Annotated in this window: 23 protein-coding genes; 12 read left to right on the top strand and 11 right to left on the bottom strand. The window is 45.8% G+C overall.

What is annotated here, in order from left to right:
- Positions 1-383 precede the first annotated feature (383 nt).
- The gene (locus tag ACO0KZ_RS03060; protein ID WP_422992589.1) at positions 384-1,271 is read right to left on the bottom strand and encodes a hypothetical protein; all 888 of its coding nucleotides are present in this window, start codon (positions 1,269-1,271) and stop codon (positions 384-386) included.
- Between the two features lie 458 nt (positions 1,272-1,729).
- On the opposite strand from ACO0KZ_RS03060, the gene ACO0KZ_RS03055 reads away from it, so the two are divergent.
- Complete coding sequence (locus ACO0KZ_RS03055) at positions 1,730-3,217, top strand: M20/M25/M40 family metallo-hydrolase (RefSeq protein ID WP_422992588.1); 1,488 nt, start codon at positions 1,730-1,732, stop codon at positions 3,215-3,217.
- A gap of 76 nt (positions 3,218-3,293) precedes the next feature.
- On the opposite strand, the gene ACO0KZ_RS03050 is transcribed toward ACO0KZ_RS03055, so the two are convergent.
- Positions 3,294-3,623, bottom strand: a complete 330-nt coding sequence (locus ACO0KZ_RS03050; protein WP_422992586.1) for a DUF2322 family protein — start codon at positions 3,621-3,623, stop codon at positions 3,294-3,296.
- A gap of 339 nt (positions 3,624-3,962) precedes the next feature.
- On the opposite strand from ACO0KZ_RS03050, the gene ACO0KZ_RS03045 reads away from it, so the two are divergent.
- The 4 genes from ACO0KZ_RS03045 (at position 3,963) to ACO0KZ_RS03030 (ending at position 7,270) form a co-directional block, all read left to right on the top strand.
- Positions 3,963-4,280, top strand: coding sequence for a hypothetical protein (locus tag ACO0KZ_RS03045; RefSeq protein ID WP_422992584.1), 318 nt, complete (start codon positions 3,963-3,965; stop codon positions 4,278-4,280).
- A gap of 490 nt (positions 4,281-4,770) precedes the next feature.
- The gene (locus tag ACO0KZ_RS03040) at positions 4,771-5,340 is read left to right on the top strand and encodes a hypothetical protein (protein ID WP_422992583.1); all 570 of its coding nucleotides are present in this window, start codon (positions 4,771-4,773) and stop codon (positions 5,338-5,340) included.
- A gap of 188 nt (positions 5,341-5,528) precedes the next feature.
- Positions 5,529-6,686, top strand: coding sequence for a class C beta-lactamase (ampC, locus tag ACO0KZ_RS03035; RefSeq protein WP_422992781.1), 1,158 nt, complete (start codon positions 5,529-5,531; stop codon positions 6,684-6,686).
- A 110-nt stretch (positions 6,687-6,796) separates the two neighbouring features.
- Positions 6,797-7,270: an FKBP-type peptidyl-prolyl cis-trans isomerase gene (locus ACO0KZ_RS03030; RefSeq protein ID WP_422992581.1), complete on the top strand. Its 474-nt coding sequence runs from the start codon at positions 6,797-6,799 to the stop codon at positions 7,268-7,270.
- Between the two features lie 133 nt (positions 7,271-7,403).
- On the opposite strand, the gene ACO0KZ_RS03025 is transcribed toward ACO0KZ_RS03030, so the two are convergent.
- The 4 genes from ACO0KZ_RS03025 to ACO0KZ_RS03010 all read right to left on the bottom strand — a co-directional run bounded on the left by ACO0KZ_RS03025 (position 7,404) and on the right by ACO0KZ_RS03010 (position 10,590).
- The gene (locus ACO0KZ_RS03025; protein ID WP_422992579.1) at positions 7,404-8,528 is read right to left on the bottom strand and encodes an acyltransferase family protein; all 1,125 of its coding nucleotides are present in this window, start codon (positions 8,526-8,528) and stop codon (positions 7,404-7,406) included.
- Between the two features lie 368 nt (positions 8,529-8,896).
- Positions 8,897-9,100 (bottom strand): hypothetical protein, encoded by a 204-nt coding sequence (locus tag ACO0KZ_RS03020; RefSeq protein WP_422992578.1) that lies wholly within the window; start codon positions 9,098-9,100, stop codon positions 8,897-8,899.
- Positions 9,101-9,494: 394 nt separating this feature from the next.
- Positions 9,495-10,310, bottom strand: coding sequence for a substrate-binding periplasmic protein (locus tag ACO0KZ_RS03015; protein ID WP_422992576.1), 816 nt, complete (start codon positions 10,308-10,310; stop codon positions 9,495-9,497).
- 46 nt (positions 10,311-10,356) lie between these two features.
- Positions 10,357-10,590, bottom strand: a complete 234-nt coding sequence (locus ACO0KZ_RS03010) for a hypothetical protein (protein WP_422992574.1) — start codon at positions 10,588-10,590, stop codon at positions 10,357-10,359.
- A gap of 637 nt (positions 10,591-11,227) precedes the next feature.
- Here ACO0KZ_RS03010 and ACO0KZ_RS03005 point away from each other — a divergent pair.
- From ACO0KZ_RS03005 to ACO0KZ_RS02995, 3 genes are all read left to right on the top strand, one after another.
- Positions 11,228-11,758, top strand: a complete 531-nt coding sequence (locus ACO0KZ_RS03005; RefSeq protein ID WP_422992572.1) for a hypothetical protein — start codon at positions 11,228-11,230, stop codon at positions 11,756-11,758.
- A 563-nt stretch (positions 11,759-12,321) separates the two neighbouring features.
- Complete coding sequence (locus tag ACO0KZ_RS03000) at positions 12,322-12,726, top strand: TspO/MBR family protein (protein ID WP_422992570.1); 405 nt, start codon at positions 12,322-12,324, stop codon at positions 12,724-12,726.
- A 20-nt stretch (positions 12,727-12,746) separates the two neighbouring features.
- Complete coding sequence (locus ACO0KZ_RS02995) at positions 12,747-13,145, top strand: DUF2177 family protein (protein ID WP_422992568.1); 399 nt, start codon at positions 12,747-12,749, stop codon at positions 13,143-13,145.
- A gap of 169 nt (positions 13,146-13,314) precedes the next feature.
- On the opposite strand, the gene ACO0KZ_RS02990 is transcribed toward ACO0KZ_RS02995, so the two are convergent.
- The 4 genes from ACO0KZ_RS02990 to ACO0KZ_RS02975 all read right to left on the bottom strand — a co-directional run bounded on the left by ACO0KZ_RS02990 (position 13,315) and on the right by ACO0KZ_RS02975 (position 16,798).
- Entirely contained in the window at positions 13,315-14,649 is a 1,335-nt protein-coding gene (locus tag ACO0KZ_RS02990; RefSeq protein ID WP_422992566.1) for an MFS transporter, read from the bottom strand.
- Between the two features lie 95 nt (positions 14,650-14,744).
- Positions 14,745-15,827, bottom strand: a complete 1,083-nt coding sequence (locus ACO0KZ_RS02985; protein WP_422992565.1) for a MerR family transcriptional regulator — start codon at positions 15,825-15,827, stop codon at positions 14,745-14,747.
- A gap of 120 nt (positions 15,828-15,947) precedes the next feature.
- Positions 15,948-16,658: a hypothetical protein gene (locus tag ACO0KZ_RS02980; protein ID WP_422992563.1), complete on the bottom strand. Its 711-nt coding sequence runs from the start codon at positions 16,656-16,658 to the stop codon at positions 15,948-15,950.
- Complete coding sequence (locus tag ACO0KZ_RS02975) at positions 16,655-16,798, bottom strand: hypothetical protein (RefSeq protein WP_422992561.1); 144 nt, start codon at positions 16,796-16,798, stop codon at positions 16,655-16,657. The genes ACO0KZ_RS02980 and ACO0KZ_RS02975 overlap by 4 nt, the downstream gene beginning before the upstream one ends.
- 23 nt (positions 16,799-16,821) lie before the next feature.
- On the opposite strand from ACO0KZ_RS02975, the gene ACO0KZ_RS02970 reads away from it, so the two are divergent.
- On the top strand, positions 16,822-17,982 hold the full coding sequence (locus ACO0KZ_RS02970; RefSeq protein WP_422992559.1) for a sensor histidine kinase: 1,161 nt from the start codon (positions 16,822-16,824) through the stop codon (positions 17,980-17,982).
- Positions 17,983-17,987: 5 nt separating this feature from the next.
- Positions 17,988-18,803, top strand: coding sequence for a LytR/AlgR family response regulator transcription factor (locus ACO0KZ_RS02965; protein ID WP_422992557.1), 816 nt, complete (start codon positions 17,988-17,990; stop codon positions 18,801-18,803).
- A gap of 76 nt (positions 18,804-18,879) precedes the next feature.
- On the opposite strand, the gene ACO0KZ_RS02960 is transcribed toward ACO0KZ_RS02965, so the two are convergent.
- Positions 18,880-19,314, bottom strand: a complete 435-nt coding sequence (locus ACO0KZ_RS02960; RefSeq protein ID WP_422992555.1) for a DoxX family protein — start codon at positions 19,312-19,314, stop codon at positions 18,880-18,882.
- 279 nt (positions 19,315-19,593) lie between these two features.
- Here ACO0KZ_RS02960 and ACO0KZ_RS02955 point away from each other — a divergent pair, with 279 nt between their 5' ends.
- Positions 19,594-20,430, top strand: a complete 837-nt coding sequence (locus tag ACO0KZ_RS02955) for a helix-turn-helix domain-containing protein (protein ID WP_422992553.1) — start codon at positions 19,594-19,596, stop codon at positions 20,428-20,430.
- 74 nt (positions 20,431-20,504) lie between these two features.
- On the top strand, positions 20,505-21,611 hold the full coding sequence (locus ACO0KZ_RS02950) for a serine hydrolase domain-containing protein (RefSeq protein ID WP_422992551.1): 1,107 nt from the start codon (positions 20,505-20,507) through the stop codon (positions 21,609-21,611).
- Positions 21,612-21,622: the final 11 nt, after the last annotated feature.

Here is a 21,622-nt window from a genome sequence, read left to right as displayed (position 1 = left end):
CGCACCAGATTTTTATGAATTGTTTCCCGGCTCGGAAGCGTTGCCGTGGCAGGTACTGGTGTATGAACGGGTTTATCTGTGTTCGTTCCGTTTGATGCAATTGCATTGTTTCGAGTGTGTGTGGCATCTTTGTCGTTGGCTGATACACGCGACCAGATGAAAGTTGCAAGGCATAGCAGTAGCACCGCACTCAACAAATATATCGCAACCCAAGATTTTTTTCTTGAGTTAAGCGTGGGCGATCGTTCGATTCTACTTGTGGTTTTTTTAGAGGACATGAATGTGGTTTGATATGACGATAGCAGGGGGCAGTGGAGCACTCACACAAGAGTTGGAGTCTTGGCGAATGCACCACATATCATTAAGATCGCGCTACAATAGTATCAAAGTGCACTACTGACCATCGCACTTCGAACCACCGAAATAATGCCCTGCCAGTTGCTGTTGGCGTAATGATTGTAGGCCTCATTATCGTCCCGGAAGGCTACTGAGTGGAACGACCACTTCACCGAGCCACCTTCGTTGGCCGCTGTCCCCAAAGTCAGATCATTGCAGAACCAATCACTGGGATTGCACAGGGAGCTGCCAGCAGAACCCGCTACGCCGCCGCTACTATGATAGGCCACCGCTTCATCATCCTGGCCTGGTAAGATGCCTGAATACACGGTACCTTTGGCACCAGCATACATATAGAACCAAACATTCGCCGTATTGTTGTGGTTATACATGGCGCGTGCTGTTGCAGTTTTCAAATCTTTGACCAAGGGCTCTGATACTGCCCATGAGCCAGCATCGGATAATTCTGATCCGCCACCCGCGCCGGATGCAGCGCGTACCCATTTAATATTCCAACCAGTTTGTGCAGTACCGTCGCTATTACCGCATTGACCTGAGGAATTTGCAGAAGCATTTTTCTTCATACGCGAAGTGCTACCGTAGTTGGCGAGCGTATAACCGAGCATTAAATCACCGGCGCTGTGCGTAGCGATATAGCACCAGTTATTGCCGGTACAAAAGCAATCTAATGCGTCGCGGATTTTGCCATTTTGTGAGGCAATACTATTGTAACCATCCCAGTTAACAGATTTTTTATTGACGCCTGCAGCGGTTGTTGCAGGCCCCCAATAAGTGAAACTATTATAGTTGCCAACCACACCGCCACCAGTGCGACCATTGATCCATAAACTGTAATTGTCGGCGCTAGCGATATTTGACATCGCGCTTGCTGCGAGTAAAACCAAGGAAAAGAATAAACGTTTGAACTTCATCATGCGACTCCCATTGAGTACTACTTGAATGAAAAACGAAGAAACTGCTCAGGTTTATTAAAACAAACTAAGACAAGCGAAGGAAGTTTTTGTTGTACCTGACAGCACGCTGAAAACCAGTCTTTTTTAAATATAGTGGTCAACTGGTCTGTTCGCGATTATCAAAATCGTGCTGTCTCAGGTCAATTTGCGATGCAACAAAAAAGCACGCTGAAAAATAGTGTTTGAGATAGGTTAAAAATGCTTTTTGCTATGAGATCGTAGCGAGAATTTATGATTAGAGAATTGTTTCTAATCACAAGAATGCTCAAAAAAGTGTTGGGAAACAAAAACAAATTTCTAATTCAATGGGTGTTGTTTAAGAGGGATACTTGTATTGAAAGCGCTATGTTTTTTTTTGCGGCTATGTTTAGATGGCATCTCACAACGCACTCCAAATCCGATAAAAATAAGGATACAAAATGCCAGTTCAGATTCCATCAAAGTACAATCAAAAATTTTTACAAAAGCCCTTGTTGACTTGTGTATTAAGCCTAGGAATAGGTTTCATGTGCTTGGGCCCGAGTGGGACAGCGCTGGCTCAGCAGTCGATCCAGGCATCGCCAGAAAGTGCGACACAAGCTCGCGACATTCTACGAGATCTGATCGCAGCTAAATCCATACACGCCAATGGTTCTACACGATCAGCGCAAATGATCGCAGATCGCTTAATTGCTGGCAGCTATAGTCACGATGAAGTGCAAGTACTGGCACCAAAAGAATATCCTACTAAGGGCAATGTGGTAGTGCGAATGCGTGGAAAGCGAGATGCAGGCACTCAGGAAAAACCAGTTTTGTATATTGGCCATTTAGATGTGGTCGACGCTAAACGTGAAGACTGGAATTTCGATCCTTTTACGTTGACTGAAAAGGATGGTTGGTTATACGGTCGCGGAACGATTGACATGCTGGGACAGGCTGCGGCCTACGTCACAACGATGTTGCGCCTTAAGAAAGAGGGCTTCATACCACAGCGCGACATTATCCTCGCGCTGACCGCCGATGAAGAAGCAGAAGGTAATGCGAATGGCGTTGCATGGCTGTTGAAAGAACATAAAGCATTGATTGATGCCAGCTTGGTGATCAATCCCGATGCAGGAGAAGCGGCGATTAAAAACGGGCGCAAATTGTATTTGACAGCGCAAACTAGCGAAAAAGTCTTTTTGACCTTTGGCTTAGAAGTGACTGATAAAGGTGGACACAGCTCCCGCCCCACTGCACACAATCCAATAGATCGCTTGGCGAAAGGCTTGCACAAATTATCTGGGTTTAATTTCCCTTTGCATCTTACGGATACAGTAAAACTTTATTTTGCTGGACGATCGAATCTAGAAAGCGGTCAGAAAAAAGCAGATATGCTAGCAGTCAGTCTCGCCAAACCTGATCAGGCGGCAGTGCGTCGTTTGTCGCAAGAAGTGGAGACCAATATCATGCTGCGCACCACTTGTACCACCACCGAAATAAGTGGCGGTCATGCGGAAAATGCGTTGCCGCAACGAGCGCGAGCGACGGTGCAATGTCGTGTCATTCCCGGCGAATCACAAGCTCAGGTTGAAGCGCAATTACGTAAAGTCTTGCAAGACGACAGCATTAAAATTTCAGTGATCACTGCAGCGAAACCGACTCCCGAGTCACCACCATCTCCAGCGATCTTTAATGCAGTTGCTAGCGTCGCCAAAAGAATGTGGCCCGAGGTCATTGTCTTGCCAAATATGTCGGCAGGTGCCAGTGACAGTGTATTTACTCGTAATGCAGGCTTGCCGACTTATGGTATCGATGCCATGTTTGATGATCTGGACGATTCACGCGCACATGGTCGAGATGAGCGAATTAGCGTCAAAGGTTTTAACGAAGAAATAGAGTTCGTTTATCGCTTAGTGAAAGCGATTGATAAGCTGCCAAGCAAGTGAACGTAGCACCATTGTAGATCGGACGCTATTCAACTCCGTATTTTGCGAAGCTTGAATAGCGTTGATGTTTATAAATTTAGGCAGGAATCAGTTTTACCACTAATGACAGTTCAGCATCAGCAGGCGATGCCGCTGTAGTGATCTCCAACAGTCTGTCTATGTTTGGATGCTTTCCGGGAAACGCAATTGCATCCTTAGTATGCTCCGCGTAAATTTCCAAGCCTTTGTTCGCTGCGGCGTGATTGATTTCTCCAAATTCTTGAAACAAAGCGTGATAGACACGTACGCTACCTGCTGAGCCAGGTTTGTTTTCTATGCGTGCGATCAACTTGTCTTGATTTGATAATTCGATAGCACTCAGATGATCAGTACTGGGGAGTGTGGCGAGAATGTCGCTAAATAACATACCGTATCCTTTGATTAAAAATGGGCTTGAAGCAAATCTCAATGCAAATGCATGCACAGAGCCAAGCAAAGCCGATATGGTAAGGAGTCAACGTCACAAAGACAAGCACTAGCATGGTGGGACAGCAAATTAGTCTTCATCGAGTCTTAGTATAGACAAGTGCAGACAAATTACATTACTCGTATTAATACTTTGGCAGATTCTCAGGTGATCTGAAAAGTCAGGCACATCAATAAAGATTTTTTTATGTGTCAACTTGCTTTGATCCAGCCCCGTTATTGACACACGTAGTGAACTTCTACGGCACACAAATACTTACTCTTTAAGATAGGAATTGAAATGAATATCTCCATGAAAAAAATGATGATGACAGTTGCAGTTGCCTCAATGACTATCGGCACTGCGTTCGCAAAAACGCCAGCGCAAGCACCTGCAGCAGCGCCTGCCGCCAAGGTAGAAGCAGCGGCCGCCAGCAAAGCCACACCCGCTAAAGCAGCTATGCCAGCAGCAAGTGCGTCAGCCAGTGCAGCTTCCACCCCAGTAGCGGCGCCACACGATGCAGCGAGTGCGAAACATACGCCAAAAGCAAAGCCAAAAACTGAAGCCGCAGCATCGGCAGCTTCAGCAGCGTCAGCAACAGCGCCAGTGAAAAAATAAGTACGAGTATGTTTGAATGTTGAGAATGCTGAATAGTTAAATTCTCATACCCGCGTCAAAAAAGGTAACGGCATCTCATTGTTGAGGTGCCGTTGTTATTTTGATTGATAAAAAGTGGAACAGTCCGTGGATACGGGTGGGTAAAAAAATTGAGCATAACAAGCCCATCGGCAACCATTGGGTCTATCTCAAACTAGTCTTGAAGCAATATAAGAATCGGTGATTAAGTTATGGACTTCGAAAAACAAAAACATGCTTATCAAGTCCATCTGTTTGCGCGAATCAATAACTGTTCGTTTGACACAGCAAGCCTAAGTAAACCATAGGCGGGAGCAGAATTCACGTATAGTGAGTTGGTGGCGTCATGCTTGGTATGTGGCGACTATGAAATCCGTAGTGAAAAAATGAAAAGCAGAGAAGCGCTTCAGTAAAAAACTAAAGAACTTAAAAAATCTGTTTATTGCCCCACACTCAAGTTTAGGATAGTCACATGAACCCCAAAAAAATCGCTGCGCTAATGGATACGCTGATACTTACTTGCAGCCGTCAATTCCGTTTTAATCCACGCCGGGTCGCTTCGGATATGCGTTACAAAGGTACGCAAGGTGAAGGCAAAAATCTGGTACACTTCTTCAAAGACATTCACACCCATTCTCAAATTGATCTTGATTCACGTTCGATGGCGATGCTGCGTGAACAACATGGCGACACACCGCATTGGGATGACGCAGAGAAAAAACGTTATTGCCAGACCGATGCCGAAATCGATGCTGAGATTGCAGCTAAACAAATTAAACTAGACGCGGCAAAAACCAGCTCACTGTATCAGGATCATCGCGAACATTTGCTGTCACATTATAAAGGTAGTCCCAATTATCAAGAAGGTAGACCAAGCGCTCGCGAGCTTGCACGTGAACTGATCACGCAACTTCGTGCCGCACAGGATACACGTTTGGCGGAATTCGCTACTCAAATGCAAACAGATGATCCTGATCAGTTATCGTATTGGTTACTGGCACCTTGCCATATAGAACGCTCTGCCTGGACTGAGAAAAGCTAGTTGTTTCGATAGTTCACAGTTTACAATTCCGCATGGGCGAATCTCGTGCATTCAAGTAGTCAACGTGGTTCGCTTCCATTCGACAATATGAAACCGTGAGGCCCATCTTGAATTGTTTTCCTGTCAGCTATCGGCGCATCGCCGCTGTTTGTATTTCTGCTTGGCTCTTGCCACTCACAAGTTGGGCGATGGATCGCCTCCAAAGTGATCCCATTGAAGCGAAGATAAAGGCGACACTAAAAGAAACGAACGATAAGGACAAGATCCACGCTATCGTAGATAAAGAGATTAAAGCCTTAATGCGTGAGCACGGTGTGCCAGGCATCGCTGTCGCTGTCACGGTTAATGGTCAGACAAATTTCTTTAATTACGGCGTCGCGTCTCAAGAGGATAAAACACCTGTTAGTGAATCCACATTATTCGAAATCGGTTCCATCAGTAAAACTTTTACTGCAACGCTGGCAACTTATGCGCAAGCATTAGGTAAGTTAAATATAGATGATCATCCTAGTAAATTCATGCCGCAGTTACAAGGATCGGCAATCGACAAAGTTAGCCTAAAAAATTTAGCCACCTATACCGCTGGTGGCTTGCCCTTGCAAGTGCCAGACGAGGTTACAAACGAGAAAATGCCCGATTATTTTCGGCAGTGGAAACCAAACGCAATCGCCGGAACCATGCGTGAATACTCGAATCCTAGTATCGGCCTGTTTGGACATATTACCGCCTTAGCTTTTAAGGCGAATTTTGCCGATGCGATGGAGTCGCAATTGTTGCCAAAACTTGGTTTGAAACATACCTATATCCGTATCCCAGAATCTGCGATGCCTGACTATGCATGGGGTTATAGGTCAGACAAAAAAGAACTCAAAGCAGTTCGGGTCAATCCAGGCGTGTTCGCCGATGAGGCTTATGGCATCAAATCAAGTAGCGCGGATATGCTACGTTTTGTGCAATTGAATATTGACAGCAGCTCACTTGACGAGTTGACAGCACGTGCGCTGAACGACACCCATATTCCGTATTTTAGGATCGGCGATATGGGACAAGGATTGGGTTGGGAGCAGTATGCTTATCCGATCAGCTTAAAGCGTCTACAAGTCGGTAATTCTGAAAAAATGATTTGGGAGCAAAATCCCGCCCAAGAGATCATGCGATCAAAACTCCATTATGCAGCGCGACTATTTAATAAGACGGGATCTACGAATGGTTTTGGTAATTATGTTTTATTTGTGCCTCAACTAAGAATAGGTATTGTGATCTTAGCCAATAAAAACTATCCGATTCCAGCTCGTATCAAAGCAGCGCATACTATTCTTGAACGACTCGTTACTGTAATGAAATAGCTATTCTCGATGGCATGTCGTAAAAGCATATAAACACGCTTGGATGTTCCAAAATTCCATCATGGGTTAAGATACTGCCTTTTCACAATCCTTAAATTGAGACCCGCATCATGAGCATAGACAAAGACAGCGCCGTTACTATTCGCCTTACCGTTATTGATGGCAAAGGCAAAGTATTGGAGAGCGGCAAAACCCCAGTCGCCTACCTGCACGGTTACGACAATCTTTTGCCAAAGATCGAAGAAGCACTGCAGGGCCAGGACGTCGGTTTTAAACTCAACATGAACTTGACACCAGAAGACGCATTCGGTGTGCGCGATGAAAGCCTGCTCAGAACCATTTCCAAGAAAGATTTTCCACCTGGCGTGAAAGTTGGTGCGTCTATGCAAGGCTATAACGAGGCGGGCGAAGAGACCGTGTATACGGTCCTCAAAATCAAAGGCGATCAAGTTATGTTAGATGGCAATCATCCGCTCGCAGGAACATCGTTGAAAGTCAGTGTTGAAGTATTAGAACTACGAGCTGCGACACCTGAAGAAGTGGCACATGGCCATGTACATGGCGCGCACGGTCATCATCATTAATCGGTTGGCGAAACGACTTTCCTAGCGCGTTTTGAGTAAAACAAAGAGTCTTACATAATCATTTTTGCAAGGCTCTTTTGCACTTTGCTTTAGGCAACGACAGCTTTGATTCTCTGCTCCAAACATGAGGCGCTCAAAGAATTTTTTTAGCACCAGGTAGTTTAATCAACAAGGCCGCCACCCCAAAACTAAGAACCAAACTAGCGGCACCCACCGTCAAAAACATCGCCAAGGAATAGTCTTTCCAACTCTGCGACATCATGCCTAAACCAACCACGATCGGCGTGTGCACAATAAACGCAGCAAAACATAATGGCGCCAGCTTTTTCCAAAAAGCCCAAGGATTTGTAGATACCCGAAAGCGCCACAACAACATCAACATAATCCCACACGCCACAAACGGTTCCCACATCGCATACGCAAAGGCTGGCATAGTCCAGCCACCATTTACGTGAAAAGCGCCACCTTTCAAAGCACCACTCAAAATCGCATACGTAAACAAACTAGGGATCGTCAATAAACTAATCCAACCCCAAGGCAATGCCAACTTCCTATCAATCTTTTCTAACAAACGTGCTTGTGATGCGGCGCATCCAAAAAAGAATAACAAGATGTAAGACGCAAAATAGCCGATCTGCAATGAGCCACGCTCTTGTCCCGTTGGTACCCATAAACGCAAAGTAAAAGCGGCGAAACCCCAGACCAGCGCAAATAATAAAACCCCACGTCCACTCAATGCTGCTTCAGGCAAATGCCAAAATTTTCGCGGCGACAAGAATCTTAATAGTAGATATGCCACAGAAAAAATCAACAAGGCATACGCAAACCAAAGTGGACCAATACTAAACGTCGCACGTCCCATCAGATACCACCAAAACGACCAAACCGTCTCACCCGTAGGTGTCTCTGCCAGTGCAATACTTAAAGGACCCAACAAAAAACCAAACACCAGAATAGGCACACCGAGACGCAGTAGGCGATCAGTGAAGAAACGCCGCGGCCCCTTACTTTCAAAAGAGCGCGTACTAAAATACCCGGCCAACAGAAAAAACATGCCCATAAAAAAAGCCTGATTCACCGAACAAAACAAAGTCAATAACAAACCCGATGCCTGAGCACTAGCCTTATACCGCAAATACCAACCACCCTCCGCGCCATACATAATCGCGGTATGGTGAAGGATCACCAAAGCAGTCAAGAGAACGCGAATGCGGTCTAGAAAATAAGTTCGCGAGGATTGCATAGTATTTGTCATCATTTGCCTTTATAGCACCGAAGCGAAGCTTGACGGTGGAAATCAATTTGATTATTGATTCGCTATGCTAAAGAAAATGAGAAGAGATTGAAATCAGAATGTGGCGAACAGGGTGGCTGTTGGGGTGAAGTGGGCCAAATCTAGAAGATTCAATATTCCCTCTCCCGCAAGCGGGGAGGGCTAGGGTGAGAATAACTCAGCATCCGCGATCTCGTCAGAAGACCTAAATCAGCGAAACGCATTGCAAGCATGCTGTTACAGGAGCAGCCCGAGTTCCAAGCACACGACAAGATTAGTTTCAGATAAAGTCAGTCAACAACTTTTGATCTGCTTTACAGTCGTATCAGAAAAGAGTCTATGTAAAACGAAAACTAGCTCGCCGATTTATGGCAAGCTGTTGCGCTACTTTTACCTGCAGTATCACAACAGCCCATCGCAGAAATTGAATGTTTTTTCGCCTCAGACATGTCATCTTTTGCATGCGACTCCGCCGCCTTTTTGTGGTGATCGGCAGCAGCCTGATGATCGGTGGCGGCTTGCTTGTGGAGGCCGCTTGCTGAAATAGTATTCGACATGGTGTGTTCCTTAGTAAAAATGATCGGATGAAATTCATGCTAGGTTTTACTGCCACCTGCATGTGTCATCACCATATTCTTACTCACGCCCTTTGACCGTGTGCTTGCGAACATATTCCTAAATAATTGAGATCCACTTTTAAAAATCGTAAATTGGACGCCGAAGAAAATCCCCTCTCCCGCAAGCGGGAGAGGGCTAGGGTGAGGGTGGTTCAGAAAAAGCAAAGCGTCACAAATGACAAACAAAAAAAGCTAGAGCGGGTGCAACCCGCACCGTCAGAATCGAATGTACTCAAGCAAGCCAGCTCGACCTATGATCAGCGCGGGTTGCACCCGTCCTACGAATTTGCACATGCTCACAAATCAAACCAAGAGAGTACTTGCCTTGAGCAGACTACTTACAGCCCAGCGTACGCAAAGACAGTTTGCATGGAATATGTCTTTCACGGATTTTGGCATAAGCACCGCTGCTGATCATCGCTTTTAGTTGCTGATTAAAGCCCTCAATAAAGCTTTCGTCTATCGTTTTTTTGCTAAACGCAACTAGTCCAGGACTTGAGGAAACGACCAGATTGGTTTTGCTTATGCTGCTGTCTAAATGTAGCTCCTTGAGCTCGAGTAATCCCGTCACTTCATCGACGATCAGACCATCAATACGATCAATGTGTACCATCTTCCAAGCATTGTGTCGTTTGTACACCGTAGTCAATTGTTTTAAAAATGTCGGTTTTTTCATTAGCTGATCAAATTCTGCACCATAGGCAACATTCACTTGTACACCAAGTCGAAAGTTGATTTTTGGAATATCAGCGAGGTTCTTCAAATTAAAATGATCAATCGCCGTTTTCTTCATGAACAAGATATTCGGCGACGAGTTAATCGGGTCGGAAAAAAGTGCAAAACGATCGCGATCCGAAGTCTTGAGTGCTCCCGGCAAAATATCAATTCTGCCAGCCTCCAATTCTGATAAAGCGCGCGCCCAAGGCATTTCCTGTAGTTTCATCGTGCAATTCATCTTCGTCAGAATCTCTTTGACCAGATCAACATAGAACCCGGTAATTTTCCCTTGCGCATCGCGCACAGAATAAGGCGGATCGTTATTCCAGCGAACCGTTTTTTCACACAAGGGCTCAGCTGCATGGGCATTAGTAGCAACTAATACAGCGATAGCGAATAGGGCATTAGCAAATAAACTGCGCAGTGGCGGCATAAAGAGGGCTTTTATTGAAACGCATTCTACTTCTCAGATCGAATCCCTATAATACCGCAGTTAATATCTCAATAATGACACTTTGAAACTTCTCAGCCTCATCCTGATGAATCTGATGTCCGGAGTTTTCAAACTTTAACAAGGTCTTCTTCGGCGCTTTCAATGCTTTGAAATAATCGACCGTGATCTCTGTCGATGTTTGAATATCGTTCTTATTCACGAAAAAATAAATCGGGCAATCAACTACCTTTAAGGTCTTAGACAAATCAATACGCGACACTTCGTTTCAAGCAGGCGACCAAGTTTTATAGTATTGCATAAATCTCGTCTCAAAACTCTCACTCCTTGCAAACGCTCTACTCTCTTTGAAAAAACAGCCACTTTTTCAAATAAAACATAAATTTTTCGTTGTAAGCAAGAATTCTCTTTTCTCTTAGGCCTTCTACATTGCATCCGGAATAGCCTGAATCTTGTGGATCGCAAAGATACGAAGACAATTCAGTTTGCCAGCACTGTTAATTCCACAGATGAGATTGATCTTTTTACTTGTTTCAAGTATTGCTGTGCTTTTGTAGCTTGCGACATTTGACATCGTTATTTTTAAGATCATTTTTCCCTTTTTTTGAAACGAGTTGAAATACCTTTAAAGTGACAGGTGCACAATGTTTGTCATTTATTGTATTACCAGTAGAGGCTTGACTCGGTCTCTTTCTAATGATTATTGTTCACAATGTTCGTAAAGCAATTTGGGTGCTATATGAGAACGTTTACTACTTCAATTAAATTCCTTAATCTAGAATAAAACCACTATGATTTTCTGTGTAAAGTGATACGTAACATCAAATCTGATCTAGATCCAAAATAAAAATGTTCCAAACCCGCCTAGCCAAACCCACCGATACTCCCGCATTCTTGCTGTGCAAAACCGCAATCTATTAAGCAATTTAAGCGAAGCAGAACAAAAGAACGGTTTCGTCACCACCGCATTTACTGTCGCGCAGATTGAAGCATTGATGGCGGATGGAGGTGTGTTCGTCGCGGTTGAAACTTCGGCTGAGGGGCAAACAGAAACTGTGATTGGCTATGCCTTCGCGGGGAGTTGGACTTACTTTGCGCAGTGGCCGATTTTTCCGTTTATGTTGGCGCGTTTGCCAGCTTTACATTTTGAGGGACGGGCAATTACGGAGGCCAATTCTTTTCAGTATGGTCCTGTGTGTGTCGATGCGGCTTATCGCAGGCTAGGTGTGTTTCCACATTTGTTTGAGACTATGCGTTTGGGGATGTGTGAGCGTTATCCGATTGGTGTGACTTTTATCAATCGTCTTAATCCGCATTCCTTTCATGCGCATACTAAGAAGCTGGGGATGACGGTGATTGATGAGTTTGAATATAACGGGCGGCCTTATTATGGATTGGCGTTTGATGAGGCACGGTCTGTGTTGGGGTAGGTTATTTGTTCCCTCTCCCGCACGCGGGAGAGGGCTAGGGTGAGGGTGGTTCAGTATCTGCGAAGTGTTTGAAAGGCATAAATCAATTCTCAATTAGGTTTCAATGGCTTCATTCCAATCTAAACGTCCCTCATCCCCGACCCTTCTCCCGCTTGCGGGAGAAGGGAGTTGAGAAATTTACACCGTACAGCAGTGTGCTATTCGCGTTAATTGACTAGGTTCAATTGAGTTTACTTGTTATCGATTCGAATCCCGATGTCGTATTTCAAGATCCTTGCCTTCCGTGCTTTTCATTGATATGTTGTGTAGCACACGGATATTGTCGGAACGTTTATATATGCTCGGTACTGTATCAAGCTTCGTGCAATTTTTTGACGGAGGATCGTAGCAATCGACACAAACGAAGACATTCGATATTGGTACGATATAGTGAACGACTTTGATGTGCTAAAGTTAGTAACACATGCGGTGAATGAGATTATGTGTAATCGCTGGCAAGCCTCGTAGGGGTTGTGCATCTGCCGTGTCGGCATTTCATTATTGGAGTGAAAAAATTGAATTCGATGAACACAGCTAACTGGTATTCGCAATTAATCAAACCGACATGGTCGCCTCCAAGCTGGGTTTTTGGACCGGTTTGGTCGGTTTTATATCTCATTATTGCCGTGAGCTATGGCATTGTGTTTTATAGAGCATTTACGGGAAAAATTTCGTGGTTCGTGGCCTTACCGTTTGCCCTGAATCTTATTTTCAATATCGCCTTTACACCCATACAATTTGGGCTCAAAAATAATCTGCTAGCAACGTTCGATATTTTGCTTGTAGTGGCCACCCTCGTATGGGCGTTGACCGCTGTGTGGCAGGCATCTCCTGATTTACGCTGGGTGGTCTATGCCAATATTCCCTACCTTTTATGGGGGCTATTTGCGACAGTTTTACAAATAACCATAACCTATCTCAATTTCTAAAAATGCGATCACCTTTCTCGATGTTTATCAAACTCTATGCAATTGCGCTGCCTGTTTTCTTCGTCATCGATATGTTATGGCTGGGACTAGTTGCTACAAATTTTTATCGCAATCAAATTGGTTTCTTAATGCGAGATGATCTCAATTTGGTCGCAGCGCTTCTTTTCTATCTCTTGTTCATTGTAGGGCTCGTGCTTTTCGTTATTGCTCCAGCGTTCGAGAAAAAATCTTGGACGGACGCGCTTTTATTTGGCGCACTGTTCGGGCTCGTCACCTACGCCACGTATGACCTTAGTAATCTCGCGACGATCAAAGACTGGCCGCTGTTAGTGACGATGGTTGATCTCATATGGGGCGCAACGCTGGCCGCTTCAGTCTCAACGGCCACCTATTTCATCGCACGTAAGCTCAGCCTTTAACTCAAGCGATACCAATCAAATACAGTGATTGTTTTTTCCTTCTCCCGCAGGTGGTAGAAGGAAGTTTTAAACTGAAATTGTCAAGGAAATCACTTTGTATCGAAACAAGCAAAGCCCGTGCAGGGAAGACGCCAGAAGGAGTCAAACACCTAGCAAAACGTGAGCTTGCCTAAATCGCACTACCAGCATCACGCATTTGTCGTAGCGGCGACATCAGCAAAGCGATAACCACGATCACAATCAAAAGTGCGCCGCTGCCTGCGAATAATTGAGTGAGGCTGAGGCCGTGCATCAGCCATCCTGTCAATGCCGCCGAGACGGGGCTGATGCCCATAAAGATGAACATGAAAATACTCATCGCGCGCCCCAACATGGCGGGCGGTACTTGACCTTGTATCCAAGTGAATACCGCGACATGCAAATAACCGCCGAGTGCACCTATCGCCAACAAAGTCACAGCACCTTGCCACGCGACATGGATCAATCCCATAGGCATAAACAGCAATGCGACCAAAGTATCGATGAGTAAGATCGTGCTGCCCAAACTACCAAGTCGCAACTTGGGAAAGATGGATGACATCGCCATTCCCAACAGCGTACCTGCACCATGCGCACCGGCTAATAGGCCGAGAACGCCCGCACTATTTCCTATTTGTTGTGCCAATAAAGGCATGGCAATTTGCATCGGTCCCATGATTAAAAAAGCGATTGCTGACCAATACAAAAAGCAGGTGCGTATCATGGTATCTTCCCAGCAATGAACTAGCCCGCTCATGGTTGCGCTGAGTAAGGATTGCTTTGATGCCGAACCCTGTTGATCAGCTTTCAGTGGAAGCATGTTCACATGCGATAAGGTCCATGCAGAAAATCCATAGCTAAAACAATCAACAAAAAAGGCCATCGCTAAGCCTTGTTTGTCTGCGATATCCATCATGTTTGCAGCATTCAACGTCGTTGCTAATCCAGCTTGTGATGCTGTACCGTGATCGCCCAACAGCGCGATTAAACCTCCCGCCATCAAAGGGCCTAGAAAGAAGGTGATCTGGCGTAAGCCTAGCATCATGCCATTGGCCGCCTGTAAGTGTTCTACGGCGACGACGCGTGGCAGCATTGAGGTTCCCGCTGGAATACTAAATGCAGTCGATAGTCCCAGTAGTAAGGCGATCATATAGATCATCCATAAAGTCAGACTGGAAGTCATTAGCAACACGACCAGAAGCGCCAGTAAAACAGTATTGATGTACTTGGTAGTCATCATCACCGACTTTGGGTCGTAACGATCAACGACGGCACCACCAATGAGCATAAAGAGGGCGCGTGGAATACCGAGCAGTGCCAGCACAATACCAAGTGTGAGCGTGTCATGACTCATTTGCAGCACCAACCAAGGTAGTGCGATGAGGGTAAATTGATCGCCTAGCATCGAGGTGATGCCACCCCCTAGCATCCACAGAAAATTGCGGTCACGCATAAAGCCGCGTGCGGGCTTTGAATCCTTGTTCATAAAAACTCCAAATAAAGGGATAGCCTTGTCCGCCGGACTTGGCTGCTTAGTACGATTGATAGTGTGTTGTGGGACTTGCTAAGACGCGTATTTCATCATCGATTTTTGGGAATCGTTTGTGCTGCTTTGGACGAGGCCGACGCAGTCGAATTCTGCATTTCTAAATAGCGTATACCTTTGACGGCGTAATCAAGCACTTCTTGCGACAGGCCTCCGCCTATGGTTAATCGAGGTTCTTTTTCATGGATTTGACGTATTTTTTGTACTGTATCTATCCGATTTCCCCACGCATCTAAAAACATACTGCGCCAATCATGGATGCGTTTTAAGACGATTGGATCAGTGACGTCCATGCCCGAATCAATGAATTTCTTGAGGTCGATAAAGAGCTCGGTCCAGTTATCCATATTGCGCATGAATGAGGGGCGAAAATATTGGCATTCTTCTTCGCTCAAATAGCGTCGATAGATTTGGTAACGGATCTCTATCGCAGCAATATTGATGTAATCCATCATGGCATTATCGACCCCACTCATAGCCTGTATAGACGGCTCGTCTCTATGCATATCAGCGAATTTTTTTAATAGACGTGGATTCGGTACGGATTGATGCACGGTATCTAACCATTTCTGTACTTGGACTAATACCTTCGGTGCGCTTGGTGCGAGCTTCGCATCCATGAATTCGCGGATTTGTGCAACGATAGGTTGCATCGTCAACTCCATCTTGCCGCTGCTGACGTCTTTATGTTGGCGCCACAATGCGATGTCCTCGGGACTGAAATACTTAGACCGCAGGCTCATCATTTCTAAAGTCGATAGCCAATAATCCATATTCAGATCATCATTTTGGTGAAGTTGCTCGTCCAATTCCAGCAAGCGCTCACGTAGTTCTTGGTTTTGCTGGATCTGTTGTTCCAGACTCAGAATTTGTTGGCTAATCACGCTACGTAGATCGGCCGTATCACCTTGGATTAATTCACCTATCTCTTGTAAGGACAAATCTAAACGGCGCAATGCCTGAATACGATGCAAGCGGGCGATGTCTTGGCGGTTGTACAAGCGATAACCAGCCTCGGATCGAACTGAGGGTGTGAGCAATCCCAACTTGTCATAGTGATGCAAGGTACGTACCGTAATACCGGTGCGTTGTGCTAATTCGCCAATTTTCAACAACATAGAGTGCCTCTTTGATCGGACATCAATTGAATATGAAGCACACTATAAAGCCTGACGTAGTGTCAGGGTCAAGGGATAAGTTGAAGATTTTTTGTTTTTCTTGATTAAGGATGAATCTTGTTAGCTAACCAGCCACTTGGCGATGTCGATCCAAATAGGCAATGCTCCTATCATTCGAGTTATAGGAAAGGATACGATGATGAGCAGCGATGCCCATGCAGTTGCTGGATGGAGTCGGCGCGTATTTGCCAAGTCATACAACACAAATGCCAATACACAAACGTCTTTGATGATGAAGACTAAGCTCAGGCCGCCACGTTCAATCACATCAAGGGGAAGGCGTGCGATGGCTGGCGCAATAATAGAGAGGTTGGCTAGTAGCATGAAACGGCTATGGAAATCGCGTTGACGCCGGTAGATTAGACCGAGGGTAATTAATGCAAAAAAAACGAGTAGCCCACCCAAGGATGTGGCTAGAAATGAGAGCCCGCCAGGTTCGGCTTGCGCCCGTCTCGCACTATCGATCGCTGTCGCAATGCCGATCAGCATGACCAATAAACCCAAGCTCATTCCCCACAAGCCGACACGTCGGTGCAAGACTTGCTTGCGCGTGGCGATTAAAAGCACTTGAAGCATGAACAGTAATATCCACAGTGTCATTACCAGCCCGTGGATATGCAGCAGGATGGAGAGTGCGTCACCGCCGAATACGCTTTTGAGATAATAACTTTGTGCAAATCCTGTAAAAGTGAGCAGCAGTATCAGACCGGCGATGATGCTGTGCAGGTATCGTTTGTTTGCATTATTGGTCCTGGGTAAAATTGCTTTCACGTCTGTTGCTCCAATTTATTAGTTGGCAATTCGGTTACTGTCTCCGGATTATCCCTGCGCCAACCATACTCGCCCATACCTAAGGGACGAATCCCCGAAGTTCTGTGATCGAGCTTTGCTGTGTTTTGAGCTAGTCGCATTCGCGGCTGCTATACTGATCTTCATGCAAAACCAAAATAAGATATCGGCCACCTTGCCACATTCGAACTTAGCATCGTGGCGAAAACTACTGCGCGTTCTTGCGCTGAATGTATTCGCTTGGCTAGTCTTTACCACCATCGCTTCATTGACCTCATTTAACGATGATTTACGGTCTGGGCTCTACCCAGATTATTGGGAAGTATTTAAAGATTGGGGTCAAAGCGCCATCGCACTTGCGTTGCTTAGCTTCGTCATCTACGCTGGTTTGTCACGTTGGACAGAAGCGGTAGCTAATGCGAAAAATATTGTTTTGAGCTACGGTGTTTTGTTGCTGTTTCTCATGCCAATGCAATTGATCTTTGTAGTCAAACTTTTTCTCACAGAGACGAATCAAAGCCTTACTTGGGATGCAATCCAAACTCAGATATTAGTGATAGACCGCTACGCCTGCTTATTGCGTTTATCTACGGCAACTGCAGTTTTTTTTGCAGTGGTGATTGTCAAAATATGGCAACGCAGCCAAGCACGCGACAAGGCATGGGAGCAAGAGCGCGCAGATACCCTTGGCCTGCGCTTCGAATTAGAAGAACAACGACTGTTAGCCCTGCGCGCCCAGCTTGAACCGCATTTTATGTTTAATGCACTCAATGCCATTAGCGCTTTAGTCCTGACAGACCATAAAGACAATGCGCTCAACGGCATTCACGGATTGAGTGAATTATTGCGTTATGCCCTGACGGCCAGCGAAAAAAATAGTGTCAAATTAGCAGAAGAACTGGCCTTCTTACAAGACTATCTTGCCTTGCAAAAATTGCGCTATGGCGCGCGATTGCAGATAAAAATTGAAGGTGTAGACCTCGCGGTGAACGATGTCGACTGCCCGCCATTATTGTTGCAACCATTGGTTGAGAATGCGCTGCGCCATGATTTGGATTGCCACCAAAATGCGAGTGATATCCTTCTCAGTTTCTGTCGGCAAGAACGCGAATTATTAATTAGTATCAGTAATCCCTTGCACAACACTGAAAAAGAAGGAAGCAGCAATCCCGGAGCTGGCCTGGGCTTACGTAATATGCGGGCGCGCTTGCACTTGGCGTATGGCGCGCTGGCGTCTCTCCACACTAGCGTAGTCAACGGGCGCTTTCAGGCTGATCTGCGTTTACCCTTAGATTTCAATCATTGAACAAGATGAGTAACGGTAACTCCCCAATTGAGATAACTAGCAATCGTGCCATCATTGTCGACGATGAAGAGCCGGGTCGCGTAATGCTAGGTTATGCTTTGTCAGCACAAAAAAACTGGACCATTCTCGGCGAGTTTAGTAATGTGGCGAGCGCTCGGGAGTTCTTAAATACGAATGAAGTCGATGTCGTTTTTTTGGATATACAGATGCCAAAGGAAAATGGAATTGGTCTGGCGCGCAGCCTCAGTAATTTAGATCAACCGCCCTTAATCATCTTTGTCACCGCTTTTAATGCGCATGCCATAGAAGCCTTTGAGGTGCACGCGCTGGATTACTTGCTAAAGCCATTTAATACGCTACGCTTCACTCAGGCGCTTGCTCGCGCGGATGAAATCCTGACGCAAAGACGTGGCTATGCCAAGGCTTTGCGTAGCTTTGTCGATAGTGAAGAGCAGGCGGGCAAACCAGCCGGTAGCACAAAATATTTGCATCAAATCATTGCACGCTCAGTGGGTGAGATGGAATGCATACCCATCAATGAGGTCTTATGGATGTCCAGCGCTAGTAACTACGTAGAATTACACTTGACCAAACGCGTAGTGCTGCATAGGATGACGCTAAGCGCGATAGAAAAACTCATCAATCCACAAGACTTTATTCGGGTACACCGCACCACACTTGTCCGTATCGACCAATTTCAACAACTCAAAGTGGTCGGTGATGGTTCGTATAGTCTGACACTCGTTTGCGGTGCCCAAGTCGCCGTTAGCGAGCGCCATATTCAACAAGTACGTGGTTTGTTTAAGGCGTTACAGAAATAATGGCCTTGTTGTAGGCCACAAAGTAACGGCTATTGTTGATTGTCTCTATGGCTCGCTATTCGAAAAAAATCGGACTTTAGGGTACTTGCAAAGCCTTGGCCTTTTGTTTTTCTCGATCAATCGCTGCCATCAACAAACACATGACGCACAATGCGACACTATATTCGCAGCCACCATCGCCCCATTCGCCGACAAACCAACCCTTGTTTGCATGAATGATGATGATACCGCCAGCGCTTATGCCGAAAAAACCTAGCGCTACCCAGCGTGCAAATTTGTTGAAAATGAGGAAGGTACCGCCGACCATTTCGATGGCCGTTGCGATATACGGCACAGCATGCGCAAAAGGCACGCTGCGCTGCGTGAGAAAATCGCCAAAATCGTGGAAATAATGAGGTTCAAAAAAACGCATTGCAGCATGTGCCATAAATAATCCAGCAAGTGTGATGCGGAATATCACTAAACTTTGCTCAGCACTCAGGTAGGGAAATTCAGTAAAGATTTTTTTCATCAAAGTCTCCAAAAGTAGAGCTGCGATTATGAGATCAAAGCTTTGTTGCGGGCCGACGTAGTGACGAATATCCGTCCATGTGTGACGAACGAACGGCAAGTAGTTTGCCGACCGGCTTTCTGTTCCCTTTGTCTGTTTTATTCCCAAATTACGCAGCCTGACCTTCTGATTTGCCATTTGATCTGATGTTGATGGAATGCTTACTTGCTTGTGTCTAAGATCCTACTTTTCGTTCAGACTTTGAATGGATGTATCTCCAAGTTCATTGAGGAATTGCGCATGATAGATAAATTCCCTTCAGGGCAGTATTACGGCACGAATGCATTTGCCCGGCGTTTTCCGCGATTTGGCTTGAGTCATTTGCGTGCCACTGTGCCTGAGCATGAGGTGAAAGAACATAGCCATACAGGCGCGCACATGGTATTGGCGACGCGTGGTCGCTATGTAACTTCGGCCGCGGGGACACAACGTGAAGGGCCTGTGTTTGTTTACAATCCGCCGGATGTGGTGCACAGAGATCGCTTTGCGGGCGAGGGCGGTTGGTTTTTTGCGATTAATTTTGATGCGGAGGATTCGCGCGAGCTAGTTGAACAAGCCAAGCTGCCTGATTTCGCTTTACGCCATCATGATCCTGTGATCATTAAACAAGCGTTTGGATTACTCCGGGCGGCCGCTTCTGGCGACGCAGTGAAGCTGGATCTAGAAGTGCTTACCTTGAATCTTTTAAGCATCTTAAACGCGAAAAATACCTTATCGCCAAATCCACCATCTTGGTTGCAACGCGCGCAGGAGATGATTGCAGATTTGTCGGATCAGGATTTAGGCATTGCCGATATCGCCGATGCTATTGGTGTACATCGCGTCTACTTAGCTCGCCAATATGTTCGGCATCTGGGCTGCACACCTGGTGACGATTTACGTCGACGACGGGTCGAGCGTGCGACGCAATTGATGATGACGAGCGATCAAACATTGACGGACATCGCCTTAAGTTGTGGGTTCTGCGATCAAAGTCATTTAAATCGGGCATTTTTACAGCAGTGGGGTTTGACACCAACTGGTTTTGCGAAGTTGAGTGGTTTGAAAGCTGGTTTCAAATATCCAATACTTAATTGAACTTCTGGTTCAAGATAGTGCTTATTCAACTGAACGACTTATTGATTTATTGACTTTGCGAATGGAGTTTTGATATGAGTTTTAAACCTACCTTGGGATTGGTGATCGGCGCGATGCTGTTGAACGGGTATGCAATCGCCCATCCCCAAAATGACAAAAACGACTGGGTGAAACAAGCCCCAGCTACGCAAAAATTAGATGCGACGAAACTAGCCGCGATGGATGAAGCGATCAAGAAGGGAACGTTTCAGCAGATCACCAGCGTACTGATAGCTCGTCACGGTCAACTCGTTCATGAGTCCTACTATGATGACTATGGTGTAGCGGGGATGCGTAATACCCGATCTGCGACTAAGACGGTTACGGGTATGTTAGCCGGAGCCGCAATTGATCGCGGTCATTTTAAACTCGCGACACCTATTTTGAGTCAACTTAAGCCTAAAACGCCGCTAGAAAATCCTGATCCACGCAAGGCTAAAATCACCGTCGAAGATTTGTTGACCATGAGCTCCATGATGGAATGCGATGATCAAAATCAATTCTCTCGTGGGAATGAAGAGCGTATGTATCTGATCGAAGATTGGGTGAAGTTTTATCTTGACCTACCGATCAAAGGCTTTCCTGCCTGGATTCCAAAACCTGCCGCATCGCCTTATGGTCGTTCGTTTAGTTATTGCACGGCGGGTTCGACGACTTTAGGCGCTGTGGTGCAAAGCGCGACCAAAATGCCATTGCAGGATTTTGCCCAAAAAAACCTATTCACTCCTTTGGGTATCATGAAAGCAGAGTGGCAATTTTCACCTCTGGGTTTGGCGCAAGGTGGTGGCGGTTTGGGTTTGCGTAGCCGCGATCTGTTGAAGCTTGGCCAGTTATTAGCCAACGGTGGTACATGGCACGGGCAACAGGTTTTGCCTGCTGCGTGGGTAAAAGCATCAATCTCACCACAGGCGCAGGTCGACGAAGAACGCAATTATGGCTATCTGCTGTGGTTGTATCCGTACAGCGCAAAAGGTGTAAAGCACCATTCTTATCAAATGGCTGGCTCGGGTGGTAACAAGGTGGTGGTTTTTCCTGATCTAGACATGGTGGCATTGGTGACGACGACCAACTATGGTGCGCGTAATCCGCATCAGATCACGGATAAATTAATTGCTGAGCATATTCTTGGTGCGCTTGAATAAAGGCGGATCTA

Source organism: Undibacterium sp. Di24W, assembly GCF_049340325.1.
In the GTDB taxonomy this organism is placed as follows: Bacteria; Pseudomonadota; Gammaproteobacteria; order Burkholderiales; family Burkholderiaceae_D; genus Undibacterium.
The sequence above is the reverse complement of the archived record's forward strand: the minus strand, read 5'-3'. Positions and strand labels throughout refer to the sequence as shown.